The following is a 13,714-nucleotide window of genomic DNA, read 5'->3' on the forward strand; positions in this document are numbered from 1 at the left end:
GAACGGCGACCGCAGCGGCGACGGCGCCCGAGCGGCCTACGCCGGCGCCGACAGCCCGGCCGTCACCGACAGGCTCTCGCCGTCCGGCGCCACGTCCACCAGCACCACGTCTCCGTCGCGCACCGTGCCACCGAGCAGCGCCGTCGCCAGCTGGTCGTCGATTGCCCGCTGCATCAGCCGGCGCAGCGGCCTCGCGCCGTACTGCGGGTCGTAGCCTCGCTCGGCCAGCCACCCGCGGGCGGTCGGCGTCACCGCCAGGTCGAGCCGTCGCTCCGACAACCGCTTCGAGAGCCGGTCGACGTACAGCGACACGATCTCGCCCAGCTCGGTGCGATCGAGCGCGTCGAAGATCACGATGTCGTCGAGCCGGTTCACGAACTCCGGCTTGAAGGCCTGGCGCACCATCTGCTGCACCGCCTCCTCCTTCTGCGCCCGCGAGAGCGCCGGGTCGACGAGGAACTGCGAGCCCAGGTTGGAGGTGAGGATGAGGATCGTGTTGCGGAAGTCGACCGTGCGCCCCTGCCCATCGGTGAGCCGGCCGTCGTCGAGCACCTGCAGCAGCACGTCGAACACCTCGGGGTGCGCCTTCTCGATCTCATCGAGCAGCACCACCGAGTAGGGGCGGCGCCGCACCGCCTCCGTCAACTGACCGCCCTGCTCGTAGCCGACGTAGCCGGGAGGGGCACCGACCAGCCGCGAGACCGCGAACTTCTCGCCGTACTCCGACATGTCGATGCGGACCATCGCCTTCTCGTCGTCGAAGAGGTGATCGGCGAGCGCCTTCGCCAGCTCGGTCTTGCCGACGCCGGTCGGCCCGAGGAAGAGGAAGGAGCCGGTGGGCCGGCCCGGGTCGGCGATGCCCGCGCGCGTGCGGCGCACGGCGTCCGAGACCGCCGACACCGCCTCGTCCTGGCCGATGAGGCGCCGGTGCAGCTCGGTCTCGAGGTGCAGCAGTTTCTCGGTCTCACCCTGGAGGAGGCGCCCCACCGGGATGCCCGTCCAGGCAGCGATCACCGCCGCGATGTCGTCGGCCGTCACCTGCTCGTTGACCATGCGGCCCTCGGCCGGCTCCTCCTCCGCCTCGGCCGCCGCGAGCTCGCGCTCGATCACCGGGATGTCGCCGTAGAGCAGCTTCGACGCGCGCTCCAGCCTCCCCTCGCGCTGCGCCCGCTCGGCCGCGATCCGCAGGGCGTCGAGCCGGTTCTTCAGCTCACCGACACGGTTGAGGGAGGCGCGCTCGCGCTCCCAGCGCTCCTGGAGCTCGTCGAGCTGGGCAGTGCGGCGGGCGAGGTCCTCGCGCAGCTTCTCCAGCCGCGCCTTCGAGGCCTCGTCCTTCTCCTTCTTCAGTGCCAGCTCCTCCAGCTTCAACCTGTCGACGGAGCGACGCAGCTCGTCGATCTCGACCGGGGCGGAGTCGATCTCCATCCGTAGCCGTGACGCGGCCTCGTCGATCAGGTCGATCGCCTTGTCCGGCAGCTGACGGGCGGTGATGTAGCGGTTCGAGAGCGACGCGGCGGCGACCAGAGCGGAGTCGGCGATGGCCACCTTGTGGTGCGCCTCGTAGCGCTCCTTCAACCCGCGGAGGATCGCGACAGTGTCCTCGACGGTCGGCTCGCCGACGAACACCTGCTGGAATCGGCGCTCGAGGGCCGCGTCTTTCTCGATGTACTGGCGGTACTCATCGAGCGTCGTTGCGCCAATCATCCGCAGCTCACCGCGGGCCAGCATGGGCTTGAGCATGTTCGCCGCCGCCACCGAGCCCTCGCCGCCGCCCGCGCCCATCAGGGTGTGCAGCTCGTCGATGAAGGTGATGATCCGACCGTCGGAGTCCTGGATCTCCTGGAGCACTGCCTTGAGTCGCTCCTCGAATTCGCCGCGGTACTTCGCGCCGGCGATCAGGGCCGAGAGGTCGAGGCTGACGAGCTGCTTGCCCTTGAGGCTCTCGGCGACGTCGCCCGCGACGATCCGCTGGGCGAGCCCCTCGACGACAGCGGTCTTGCCGACGCCGGGCTCACCGATGAGGACCGGATTGTTCTTGGTGCGGCGCGTGAGCACCTGACTGACGCGCCGGACCTCGGCGTCCCGTCCGATCACCGGGTCGAGCTTGCCGCTCGCCGCGATGGCGGTCAAGTTGACGCCGTACTGCTCGAGAGCGGACTTCTCGTCCTGCTGGGGCATCCGACCGGCCTGCATGATGGTGGTCTCCTCCGTGACTCAGAAGTTGAGTTCGATGGACTCAACTTTACGCCTGCCCGGGCCCGGGAGGTCAGGCCGTCAGAAGATCGTCGCGTCGGCCCCGCAGGGCTTCAAGCGCAGTCCGGAGAATCGCGCGCAGCCGGAACTCGTCGATGCCGGTCAGCGCCGAGATCTCGCCCTGCGAGAATCCGCCGGCCGCGGCGAGCAGCAGCAGCTCCCGGTCGGGGCAGGCCAGGCCGAGCAGACCCCCGCTGAGCGGACGGCGATCCAGCTCGTTCGCCGAGCCGAGGGTCTCGCAGAGCACCTTGAGGACCCAGAGCACGGGCTCGGGCGAATGGGCCCCCTCGCAGGCACGGCGCCAGAGTGCGGTGAACACGTCGGAGCAGAGACGATCGCGGCCGGCCGGGTCGGCCTGAACGGTGCCGATGCAGGCGAAGACGAGGCCGCCGAAGCGGTCGACGAGTTCTTCCAGAGCGGAGGCGTCTCCCGAGGCGGTGCGGGTCAGCAGACGGCCTGCGTCCAGCGTCAGCGGCGGACGCACCCGTCCTCCGCTCGCCTCCTCGCCCCCACCATTCACAGGCCCCAGCGTGTCACCGACATTGTGACTGCGGGACCCGTTGCGCGAGAGGGAGGTAACAGGTATGCACCGGATCCACTCTCCGCCATCAGAGGCGCGGCCAGCGGCGGCCGCGGTACCCGCCGACTCCGCAACGTTCTCGAGAAACGTCTTGCTCGCTCCGCGGTGCGCCGGGCGGCGGCGGCGCTTGGAGTGTTCACGAGGGGAACGCTATGCATTTCTTCAGGATGATGGTCGGACCGGCGCTCCACACCCCCACTTTCCACACCCCCACGCCCCGCCCCCCGCCGTTCCGGCGTGCTCCGAGGGGCGGTTCTCCACACCTCTCCACAGGGTTGTCCACAGCTGTGGAATCGCCAACGGGACGAAAGGATCAGACGTCGACGGCTCGGACGAGTCCGTCCTGAACGCCGCCGAGCCAGTCGTAGACGCTGCGGATCGCGGCCGCGCTCCCCTCCTGCGGTTCGATGTCGTCGGTGTCGTCGATCCCGAGTCGAGCGGCGAGGGCGAGCCGCATGTCGGTCAGGGCGCGGAGCCACGCGATCGCCTGCGGCTCGTCGAGCCGGACCGCCACTTCGCCCAGCCCTTCGAAGATCCGGCCGTGGCTCGTGCCGTCGCCAGCGTCCAGGGCGGCCGTGACGGCGCGGGCGTCGTCCATCTTGCGGGCGGCGAGATCGGGGGCCGTGAAGCGGCGGAACTCGTCGGCCGCTTCGGCGTCGTCACGGTAGGCGTCGGGCAGGAGTCGGGCGAGCGCGGGATCCGCGCGCGCCTGCTCCGACGACGCGCCGCGGTCGAGCAGTTCGAGCATCTCGCCGGCCAGGTGATGGAGGATTCCGGCCTCCTCCCGGTCGAAGCGGGCGATCACGTCGCCGGAGGAGTCGCGACGGAAGGCGCGCATCAGTAGGTTCCGCTCGCACGAGGTCGGGGGCGGCACCTCGGGGCATGTGCGCGAGGATCCCGGGGCGCGCTCACGCGTCGGCCTTCTGCAGCGTCGCCCACAGGCCGTAACCGTGCATCGCCTCCACATGCCGCTCCATCTCCTCGCGGTTGCCGGTCGCGACGACCGCGCGCCCCTCCGTGTGCACCTGCAGCATCAGCCGCTCGGCCTCGGCGCGGCTGAAGCCGAAGTAGCTGCGGAATACGTACGACACGTACGACATCAGGTTGACCGGGTCGTCCCAGACCAAAACGATCCACGGAACCTCGGCCGCCGAGCGGGACGCCACCCGCTCGTCCGCGCGTTCGATCGTGTCCGCCATCCCCCCAGCGTAGGTCGCGGCGACGCAGGCGGAGCGCGGGCTCCCCCGCCCGCCCACCACCCGAGACTCCACACCGCGAGACTCCACAAGTTGTCGCAGTCGACGGCGAGTGCGACAACTCATGGCGATGATCGCAACCGACGGCCAGGCCGAGCCGCGCAAGCCGAGCCGCGTCTTCTTCGCCGTCGCAACTGCGCTGCTCGCCCTCTCGCCCCTGATCGCCGGCGGACTCGACGCCCTGCAGACCGCCGCGATCCTCTCCGCCCTACCGTTCAGCGTCGTGATGATCCTGATGTGCATCGCCACCGTGATCGCTTTCCGTCGCGAGATCCGCGCCTACGACCGGGCCCGCCGCTCGGCGTTCGTCGGCGACATCGGCACGTTGTACGGTCTCGAGGTCGAGGACCCGACCGAGCGCGAGCCCGCTCATCCCCTCAAGCGACTCGCGCAGCGGCTGAAGCCCGGGCCGAAGGAGTAGCCGACCGCCTCACACGAGCGGCGCGGCGGAGTCACCTGCACGGCGGAGTCACCCGCACGGCGGAGTCACCCGCACGGCGGAGTCACCCGCACGGCGGAGTCACTGCACGCCGGTGAAGATCACCATTGGACGCTGATCCACGTGCACCTGCACGATCAGTGAGGCCGAGTCGGCGACCGAGAAGGCACGCTGCCAGGTCACCGAGCCTCCGGGGAGCACGGCGGTGGTCGGGTCCTTGAAGGTCTCGCCCGAGTCGTAGTCCGAGATGCGGGAGGCCTCGACACCGCCGGAGGACGCGCCGATGACCACGTACGGCTCGTAGGGCTTGTCGGAGTCGTTCTTGAGGACGAAGGTGAGGACGATGTTCTGCGCCTGGTCAGCCCCCATCGCGTAGGTGCTGGGCTGATACGGCGCCGGGGACGAGACGCCGATCGCGACGCCGTCGTCGAACGCCACGCCATTGTTGAAGGACGAGGCAACCTGCTCCTTCTGGACCGTGTCGGAACGCGAGACCGCCTGCTGCTTCTCGACGGCGCCAAGCACACCGACGACCGCGACCCCGAGGACGACGATCGCGAGGACGAATCCGAGCGCGCCCAGGACGACCCCGCTGACCGCGAAGCCCTTCGGCGGGCGCCTCTTCACCAGGCAGACGATGCCCATCACCACCGCGGTGAGGCCCGCCGGAGCGCCGAGCAGCGGCAGGAAGGCGAGGGGTACGGCGGCGATCCCGAGGATCAGAGCCGTGAGGGCGAGGCCGCTACGGGCGGGCGCGGGTGGCGGACCGGACGGCGGCGCGAAACCGGCCGCGGGCCCGATCGCGTGCTCTGCATCGGGACGGGGAGGAGCGGGCTGGGGAATCTGATGAGCATCTGTCATTCCTCCACTGTGCCCGAGACCACCGACACGCCGCTCCGCGTTGGCGCGGAACGCCGCCCGCCGCGAGGGCGTCCCGCGACAATCAGCTGGGCGACGGGATGAAGGGGTGCTCCGGCGGGTTTTGCTCGTCGTCGAGGCGAGCGTCGGCGCCCTGGTCGAGCGCCTCGTCGACAGCCTCGGGGTCGTCGATCTCGGCGGGGTCCTCGGGCGGTACCGGCAGGGAGTCGCCGTCGGGTCGGGTGGTGTCGGTGACGTCCTCGGGGGCGTCGAAGCCGAAGCTGCTCATGGTTCCCTCTCCGCGGACCGCCCGGGAGGCGGCGCCGCTGCGGGCAGCCTAGATCGCGGCTCGATGGGCAGTCACGGACTTGACGAAGGGCCCGGCGCGCAGGTCGCGGCCGAGCGTTCGGTTTCTTCTCGTGTTCACAAGAAGTGAACACGAGCAAAAACTGAACAGCCGGCTCAGTGCACGTATTCGAGCAGGTCGGCACCGAGGGTGCGCATGCCCTCGAGTACCGCGAGGCGGTAGTGCAGGGTCGTGTCGTCAAACTGGGTGGCCACCGCGTAGGCGACGCCGGCGCGGGGTCCGCGGAGGACGCCCGCCTCAGCGCGGACGCCGACGTCGGTGCCGGTGGCGTTGACGAGCAGGACCCCGTGATCGGGGTGTCGGTGCGCGAGCGGGTCGAGGCCGAAGGATGCAGCAACCATCGAGAGGTCGGTCCCGAGCGAGAGCCAGCCGATCACCCGCGAGCTGACGGCGGCATCGACGACGTCGCCGTTCGCGAGGGTGGCCAGCAGCCAGGTCAGCTCCCGGGCCGAGCCGATCGAGAGCTGCGGTGCGTCGTCGGGGCCCCGCTCGTCGCGGACGACATCGAGCAGGGCGGTGCGCGACAGGCCCAGCGCCTCCGCGCGCTCACGGACGGCATCGAGGCCGACGCGGCGGAGCAGGACGTTCGTCGCCAGGTTGTCGCTGGACGCGCCGACGAGCGCGGCGAGGTCGGCGATGGGCATCGACGGCACCTGGAGGTGCTGCCAGATCCCGGAGCCCGTGACCGCGTCGGCGGCGGTTCGGTCGACCAGTCGCAGATTCTCCTGCGGCTCGTTCGCTAGGCGGGCGGCAACCTCGATCAGCAGCACGACGGTGCCGAGGGAGGCGGTGGGCATCGAGACGGAGTCGTCGACGGCGAAGAGGGTGCGACCGGTCGACAGGTCGACGGCGCGCGCCGAGACGACGACTCCGTCGATCGCGAGGCGGCCGAGGGCGTCGAAGCCGCGCTGGAAATTGTCGCGGTCGCCGGCGCCCTTGTGCCGGCCCCGCCGGTTGCGTCGGTTCTCACGGCGGGTCTCGCTGGTGGGGATCACCACGGTGTCGGCCCCTTTACGGGTCGGGAGAGCGGTTGTGCGGAGGGGGACCGAGGTCCTCACGCGTCGGCGGGACGCGAGATCGGCGGACGACCCCCGCGGCATCGGTCGGCTCTCGATGCCCGGGGCTCCTCGTCCGTGGTGCGGGGAGGTGGTCGGCGGCGACTACCAGATGGTGACGCGCTCGCTCGGGGAGAGCCAGAGGGTGTCGCCTTCGGAGACGTCAAAAGTAGCGTAGAACTCGTCGATGTTCCGGACGATCTGGTTGCAGCGGAACTCGGCCGGAGCGTGCGGGTCGATGGCGAGGAGGCGGATCGTCTCCTCGTCGCGCGACGTCTGCTGCCAGGCCTGCGCCCAGGAGAGGAAGAAGCGCTCGGCGCCGGTCAGACCGTCGACCACGGGCGGCTCCTGGCCCTCGAGCGAGAGCAGGTACGCCTTCCAGGCGATGCCGAGCCCGCCCAGGTCGCCGATGTTTTCGCCGATGGTGAGCGCGCCGTTCACATGGTGCTCAGGCGTGCTCGCCGGAGCGAGAGCGTCGTACTGCGCGATGAGCACCTTCGTCCGCTCCTCGAACGCTGCCCGGTCCTCCTTGGTCCACCAGTCGGTGAGGCGGCCGTCGCCGTCGAAGCGGGAGCCCTGGTCGTCGAAGCCGTGGCCGATCTCGTGGCCGATGACGGCGCCGATCGCTCCGTAGTTGGCGGCGGGGTCGCGGCCCTCGTCGAAGAAGGGGAATTGGAGGATCGCGGCGGGGAAGACGATCTCGTTGAAGCCCGGGTTGTAGTAGGCGTTGATCGTCTGCGGGGTCATAAACCATTCGTCGCGGTCGAGCGGCCGGCCGATCTTGCCGAGTTCGCGGGCGAAGTCGAATCTGGCGACGCGGCGGGCGTTGCCGAGCAGGTCGGCCGGGTCGATCGAGAGGGCGGAGTAGTCGCGCCAGCGGACGGGGTAGCCGATCTTGGGCGTGAACTTCGCGAGCTTCTCGAGCGCGCGCTCGCGGGTGGCGGGGCTCATCCACTCGAGGTCGACGATCGAGCGGCGATAGGCCTCGATGAGGTTCGCGACCAGCACGTCCATCGCGGCCTTCGCGGTTTCGGGGAAGTGGCGGGCGACGTAGGTGCGGCCGACCGCTTCGCCGAGGGACGCCTCGACCAGTGAGACGCCGCGCTTCCAGCGCTCGCGCTTCTGCGGGGTGCCGGTGAGGGTGCGGCCGTAGAAGTCGAAGTTGGCGTCGACGAATTCGGTGGACAGGTAGGCGGCGGCCCCGCGAATCACCTGCCAGGACAGCCAGTCGCGCCAGGCCGGGAGACGGCCATCGGTGAGCAGGCCCGCGAGGCCCTGGAGGAAACTCGGCTGGCGGACGACGACCTCGGCGAGCGCCCCCTCCGGAGCGTCCATCGCGGTGAGCCAGACGCCGAGGTCGACGCCCGCGGCGAGTTCCTCGACTTCGGCCCAGGAGCGGAGGTTGTAGGTCGCCTGGCTGTCGCGGCTGCGGACCTTGTCCCAGTGCACGGCGGCGACGTCGGTCTCGAGCGCGACGATCCGCTCGGCGCGCGCCTGGGCGGCGTCCAGGCCCGCCAGCGCGAGCATCCGCGCGACGAACGGCGTGTACGCCTCACGAACGGCGGAGAACTCCTGCTCGCGGTAGTAGCTCTCGTCTGGCAGACCGAGGCCGCCCTGGTTGATGAAGACGAGGTAGCGCTCGGGGCTGCCCGGGTCGTTGTCGATGAAGAGGCCGAAGAGCCCGGGGACGCCGCTCCGCTCGAAGGCACCGACGGCGCGGAGCAGACCGGGGATCGAGTCGACCCGCTGCACGGCCGCGAGGTCGTCGGCGATCGGAGCGGCACCGAGTTCTTCCGCTCGCGCCTCGTCCATGAAGGAGGCGTACAGGTCGCCGATCAGGCGCTCCTCGGTGCCGTGCTGCGCGGTCTGCGCCTCGACGATGATGTCGCGCACGGCCTTCTCGGCCTCCTCCTGCAGGAGGTGGAACGAGCCGTACCGCGCCTTGTCTGCGGGGATCTCGGTGCGGTCGATCCAGAGCCCGTTGACGTGCCGGTAGAGGTCGTCCTGCGGACGCGTCTCTGGGTCGAGTTCGGAGCGGTCGATACCGGAGCGAGGCGTCGTCGAGGTCATGGCCGACAGCCTACGTCGAGGCACCGACAGCGCTGGTAAGGGGGTCGGGCTGCACGGAGTCCTCACGCGCCGTGAAGACGTTCGGTAGCGACGCGGTGTCACGGCGTGGCGCACTGCGGACCGACTCCGAGGCACCTGCGCCCTCTTTCGCCGCGGCATCCTCCCGCCTCGTCGGAACTTGCTCCCCGGTCGCCGTCACGGCACGCCGCAGCGCGCGGACGTCGCGGAACCCCGAGAGCCGCGCGATCTCGGTCTGCGAGAACGACCCGCCACTGGCGTTCTTCGCCAGGTAAGTGCGCGCGATCCGCACCCGCTCGGCCGTGAGGGCGGCCTTCGCCGAGGCGCCCGCCCGCGCGAAGACATGACGCAGATTGCGCGGGGACGTGCTGACCGCCTCAGCGAGCAGTTCGACGTCGAACTCCGGATCCGTCGCCTTTACCGCGATGACCCGCATCGCGCTCCGGTACAGGGCGCTAGAGGGCGTCATCGGCAAGGGCGACGTGCTCTCGAGCGCCTGCACGAGCAGCGCGGTCGTCAGGTGCCGTACTCCCGCCGCGAAGTCCGAGAAGCCGGCGTTCTTTACGTCCATGCCCGAGTTCAGGGCGGCGTTCGAGGCCGCTGCGACGGCGTCGCGGTACTCCCTGGCGGGAGCGTGAAAGATCCGGCCCACCGTGAGTTCGTCGCGGGCCGACTGCGGGAGGCCGTCGAGGTCGTAGTCGACCTCGTAGCGCGCGGTCGTTGCGCCGGAGGAGAACCGGAAGGAGTGCCCTCCGACGGCGAGGATCGCCACGTCTCCCGGGCTGAGTTCGGCCGGTGCCTCCCAAGCGTCGCACTCGATCGACATCACTCCCTCTATCTGCAGCAACAGCAGTGCCGTCGAGGACTCGCGATGGACCCGGTAGCTGGCGCTGGTGTGCCACAGGCGAGCTATGCGCAACTCGGGCAGGACCAGTTCATCGGCGACGAGACGGACATCGGAGTCGGCTTCGCCGTCGAGCATCTGCCTGTCCGCCAGCCAGCTGAACACCTCCGAGCCCAGAAGAGAGTATTTGTATCGGGGCGTCTCGACGGGCATGAGCTTTCCGTTCTCGGGATCTCGTGAAAGCGACGATCGCTCGGTAGTCGTGAAAGTTGACTCGTCTGATCAGAATGCCTCGCGGATCGCTATTCCGCCTCGTTACGTGCGGTTTTCGGCGAGGGAACGGGCCAGTGGCGGCGGATACCGGAGGCATTCTGCGCACCTGATAGATATCGACGATTTGTCAGTGACTTGGATGGGTTAACTCACCCGACGGTCGGACTAGGCGGGGAGGTGTGCTTATCGGGGTAATTGACGAATCCGCACTCATCGCCGATCGGAATGCCCGGCGGCGAGAAGCCCGTCGTGCCGAACTGTCACCGCGATCTCCGGCGTTCATTTCACCGTTCAGCGACGATTGCGCGGCTCGTCGCGAGTCCGTCGTCGCAGCAGGACTCACCGCGCTCCTTCCGGCCCCCACCGGTCGTTTCTGGACTCCTCTCTTCACACCACTTCGCGTCGGAGCGCTTCGGACGTCCGACTCCGCCTCCGGGCTCGTCTCCAAGATCTGGCGCGCGATGCGAGTGCCTTGATCGCGGGAAGCGGGAAGGCGAGGCACTCGGCGAAGACGACGTGAGGTCGTCTGCCGAGTGCGGATGGCGGCGCCGAGCAGGAGTCTGTGCAGGAGCGACGGATCTCGTTGACCGCGCGGTCCACGATGAGCGCAGTGGTTTTGCCGCCGCGGCCAAGCCAGACGGCACCGAAACGGACGAACGCCCGCCCCGATCCCGCCGCTCAGCCGCACATCGCGGAAGAGACCTGTCTCATCCCACGCCCACCTGGAGTGCAGCTCGGGCGTCCCGGCTCTATCCCGTGACCACCGGGCTCGTGGCACTACCACCGCTGCCAGTAGGTCGGAGTAGAAGCGACGCATTGAGCCCGAGCCGCCTGACCTGGCACGGAGGCGCCTTCCAGGGCTCTAGCGGTGGTCCGCGACCCGGAGCGGCAGACGCGCCAGCGGTTTCCGGCCGATGTTGCGACCTGGGAGTGCTTCGACCGGCGAGCGCTGGCAACACTGCCTCTTGTCCACACACACCCAATAGAAAGTTCGAGCATCACATGCCGAAGAAGACCCGCGACGTCATCGTCGCTTCCTCCGACTGGACCGTTCCCTCTGAGGACGGCCTCCACCGCCGCACAATCGTGAAGGGCGCCGCTTGGACCGTCCCGGTTGTCGCTGTCTCAATGGCCACGCCGGCGGCTGCCGCGTCCAAGACACCGACACTCGCGTTCACTAAGAGTTCGTACACCGGGACCGCCTGCAGCACGATTACGGGCGTTCAGGTCAAGCGCACCACTGACGGAACGACAGCAGACCCGGGCAAGACGGTCACCGTGAAGCTCAGCGATGGCTACACCTTCGCCGATGGGACTACGACCTATACCGGTACGACCGATGCCAATGGGCTGGTCACCCTGCCGAACATCAAGGTTCCCTCTAAGGGCGGCAAAAGTAACTTTGCTGCGACTTCGAATACTCTATCATCCAACGCGCCGGTCTCTGCGGATCCCTCCGCTAAGACCGGTATCTACAAGCTTGACACGTCGACGAACACTTCTTCTTCCGATCCGATCAGCAACTCTGGGACAGCGATCCGAACCATCTCGGATCCGACCAACAGCTCGTTTGTCTTCCAGAACTCGGATGGCTCGATCCGCGACATCAACGGCGCCGTCCTCGGAAACACTGCGAGCGGGGTGAGCACTGATGCGAACCTGGTAGCCACGTCGAAGAATGACGACGGCCAGACGATCATCTGGTACAAGACAGATGACGGAGTCTTCAGCTACAATTCAAGCACGAAGGTAACGTCGGAGGTGATTTCCAACACCTCTACGACGGTCAAGATTATCACCGACTCGGGTAACTCTGCTGTTATCTTCCAGAACTCTGACGGTTCGATCCGCGATGTGAACGGTGACATCCTGGGCGAGACGAAAAGCGGTGTCGATACCGGCGATAATCTCGTCTCGACCACACGCTCCGCCAGTGGAGACGGCTCGGTCACCGTCTACTACAAGAAGTCAGACGGCATTTACAGCTACAACGCCGGAACTAAGGTCACGACGGGACCGATCGCCAACTCGTCGAAGGCGGTCAGCTTCATCTCTGATCCCACGAATAGCTCCTTCGTCTTCCAGGATTCTGACGGAGCTCTTCGCGATATCAATGGCGACATTCTTGGAAAGACCGCGAACGACGTGATCGTCGATCGGTCGCTCATCGCCACAACGAAGAACTCCGCCGGACAAACGATCATCTGGTACAAGACGGCGGACGGGGTGTACAGCTACAACTCCTCGACCAAGGAGACCTCGGACGTCATCGCGAACACGAAGACGACTATTAAGATCATCGCTGATTCCGGAAACGACTCGGTCATCTTCCAGAACTCGGACGGCTCGATCCGCGATGTCGAGGGCACTGTCCGCGGCGAAAATGGAACGGGCGTCGACACCGGCGCCAACCTGGTCTCCACCAGCCGTTCGTCGACCGGAACCGGTGCAGTCACGGTATGGTACAAGAAGTCCCCGCCTTGCGCCTGAGCAAATAGTAAAGATACGACTGTCAGCACGACCGCAGTAAGCTTCGGCCAAGCGCTTGGCTGACAAGGAAGAGGCTGGTCCCATTCGGGGCCAGCCTCTTCTCGTATTGTGCATGCGCCCACTTGAACTCACTCGGAATACTTCTTCGGTCTGGTTGCGAAGGACACAATCGCGCGACCCGAAAAATTTTGCGCCGACACCTCTTGCGAGACTTCGAATTCCGCCGGCGCCCTCATCGTCGCTTGCTCCGACTGAACCCTTCCTTCGAGGACGGCATCCACCACCAGCAAGGCGGTCGCCCACAGCGACATGTTCCGCAGCGCTTGGCACACGCCTCGCGGCCAGTTCGCGCGAACGCCGTTTCCGGCAAGCACCACCACAACTCCGGCACACCCGCCTCCCTAGGGCGACGTGCTCAGAACACTGTTCGACGTCCACCGACATCAACAGAAAGTTTGAGCCCACCATGCCGAACAAGACCACCGAACGAGCCACCTTCGACTTCTCCGACTGGACCATCCCGTCCGAAGACGACCTCCACCGACGCGCCATCGTGAAGGGCGCCGCCTGGACCATCCCGGCCGTCGCCGCCTCCATCGCCACGCCGACCGCTGCGGCGTCGACCGACGTCACCTGACCAGTACTCATGTCCTCCGACTACACCAAGACGGCGAATCAATACGTGAACTCAAACCAGGCCACCATTGGCTCGATCGGCGGGAAGCCTCAGGCCTTCCAGGTGCAGAGAGAGAGCGAGAGAGAGCGTCCAACAACGATTCAGGGTTCTACGGCCAGCTGTACTACACGGCGAAGATGAAAGTCGTCAGAGGTAAGACCTGCACGTTCTCGAGTTATGTGCTCGCAGCTGCTCACCAACGGCGGAAAGATCGGCACGACTCTCTCGATCAGAGTTTTCGAATTCGATAGCACGCAGCTGCCGATCCAGGAGAAGAGTTCCATACTCCTCCGTGGGCCGATTACACCGCCTCCTACACGGCGACGGAGGACGGCACGGTCGATGTCGCGTTCCAGCTCTCCATTCCGGATCGGAACGGATCACAGACCAGCTCCGACGAAATCTACATCACCCTGCCCACCATCCCCTGCAGCTGACCGTAAATGCACAAAGACCTGCGCTCAGGCATGGGGCAGGAGCAGCCATCAAGCGCGTCCGGTGACGAACACCCAGCAGAAATAGGCCGCTGATCGAG

At 67.5% G+C, this 13,714-nt stretch carries 13 protein-coding genes; 3 read left to right on the plus strand and 10 right to left on the minus strand.

Annotated features, from left to right (window positions below; translation table 11 throughout):
- Positions 1 to 36 precede the first annotated feature (36 nt).
- The 4 genes from C1O28_RS13020 to clpS form a co-directional block, all read right to left on the minus strand.
- Complete coding sequence (locus tag C1O28_RS13020; RefSeq protein ID WP_097167172.1) at positions 37 to 2,193, minus strand: ATP-dependent Clp protease ATP-binding subunit; 2,157 nt, start codon at positions 2,191 to 2,193, stop codon at positions 37 to 39.
- Positions 2,194 to 2,266: 73 nt separating this feature from the next.
- Positions 2,267 to 2,737, minus strand: a complete 471-nt coding sequence (locus tag C1O28_RS13025; protein WP_097167173.1) for an RNA polymerase sigma factor — start codon at positions 2,735 to 2,737, stop codon at positions 2,267 to 2,269.
- A 409-nt stretch (positions 2,738 to 3,146) separates the two neighbouring features.
- Positions 3,147 to 3,671: a DUF2017 domain-containing protein gene (locus C1O28_RS13030; protein ID WP_097167174.1), complete on the minus strand. Its 525-nt coding sequence runs from the start codon at positions 3,669 to 3,671 to the stop codon at positions 3,147 to 3,149.
- A gap of 70 nt (positions 3,672 to 3,741) precedes the next feature.
- On the minus strand, positions 3,742 to 4,032 hold the full coding sequence (gene clpS, locus C1O28_RS13035) for an ATP-dependent Clp protease adapter ClpS (RefSeq protein WP_097167224.1): 291 nt from the start codon (positions 4,030 to 4,032) through the stop codon (positions 3,742 to 3,744).
- Between the two features lie 127 nt (positions 4,033 to 4,159).
- Here clpS and C1O28_RS13040 point away from each other — a divergent pair, with 127 nt between their 5' ends.
- Positions 4,160 to 4,510, plus strand: coding sequence for a BCCT family transporter (locus C1O28_RS13040; protein WP_237398202.1), 351 nt, complete (start codon positions 4,160 to 4,162; stop codon positions 4,508 to 4,510).
- Positions 4,511 to 4,609: 99 nt separating this feature from the next.
- Here the strand turns inward: C1O28_RS13040 and C1O28_RS13045 are convergent, their stop codons facing one another.
- From C1O28_RS13045 to C1O28_RS13065, 5 genes are all read right to left on the minus strand, one after another.
- Positions 4,610 to 5,389 carry a DUF4190 domain-containing protein gene (locus C1O28_RS13045; RefSeq protein ID WP_097167176.1) on the minus strand — a complete coding sequence of 260 codons (780 nt, stop codon included), beginning with the start codon at positions 5,387 to 5,389 and terminating at the stop codon, positions 4,610 to 4,612.
- An 82-nt stretch (positions 5,390 to 5,471) separates the two neighbouring features.
- Entirely contained in the window at positions 5,472 to 5,675 is a 204-nt protein-coding gene (locus tag C1O28_RS13050; RefSeq protein WP_097167177.1) for a hypothetical protein, read from the minus strand.
- Positions 5,676 to 5,848: 173 nt separating this feature from the next.
- A complete protein-coding gene (locus C1O28_RS13055; RefSeq protein ID WP_243392081.1) occupies positions 5,849 to 6,751 on the minus strand; it encodes a serine hydrolase in 903 nt (300 codons plus the stop codon).
- 162 nt (positions 6,752 to 6,913) lie between these two features.
- Complete coding sequence (locus C1O28_RS13060; protein ID WP_097167179.1) at positions 6,914 to 8,878, minus strand: M13 family metallopeptidase; 1,965 nt, start codon at positions 8,876 to 8,878, stop codon at positions 6,914 to 6,916.
- A gap of 10 nt (positions 8,879 to 8,888) precedes the next feature.
- Complete coding sequence (locus tag C1O28_RS13065) at positions 8,889 to 9,953, minus strand: helix-turn-helix domain-containing protein (RefSeq protein WP_097167180.1); 1,065 nt, start codon at positions 9,951 to 9,953, stop codon at positions 8,889 to 8,891.
- A gap of 1,062 nt (positions 9,954 to 11,015) precedes the next feature.
- Between C1O28_RS13065 and C1O28_RS13070 the strand changes: the two genes are divergently transcribed.
- Positions 11,016 to 12,503: an autotransporter outer membrane beta-barrel domain-containing protein gene (locus tag C1O28_RS13070; protein WP_097167181.1), complete on the plus strand. Its 1,488-nt coding sequence runs from the start codon at positions 11,016 to 11,018 to the stop codon at positions 12,501 to 12,503.
- 128 nt (positions 12,504 to 12,631) lie between these two features.
- Here C1O28_RS13070 and C1O28_RS13075 read toward each other — a convergent pair whose 3' ends face one another.
- Complete coding sequence (locus tag C1O28_RS13075) at positions 12,632 to 12,883, minus strand: hypothetical protein (RefSeq protein WP_127821533.1); 252 nt, start codon at positions 12,881 to 12,883, stop codon at positions 12,632 to 12,634.
- An 86-nt stretch (positions 12,884 to 12,969) separates the two neighbouring features.
- Between C1O28_RS13075 and C1O28_RS15250 the strand changes: the two genes are divergently transcribed.
- A complete protein-coding gene (locus C1O28_RS15250; protein WP_160487564.1) occupies positions 12,970 to 13,140 on the plus strand; it encodes a hypothetical protein in 171 nt (56 codons plus the stop codon).
- The last annotated feature ends 574 nt before the right edge of the window (positions 13,141 to 13,714 follow it).

Origin of the sequence: Rathayibacter rathayi, assembly GCF_004011095.1 — a bacterium.
GTDB classification, from domain to species: Bacteria; Actinomycetota; Actinomycetes; order Actinomycetales; family Microbacteriaceae; genus Rathayibacter; species Rathayibacter rathayi.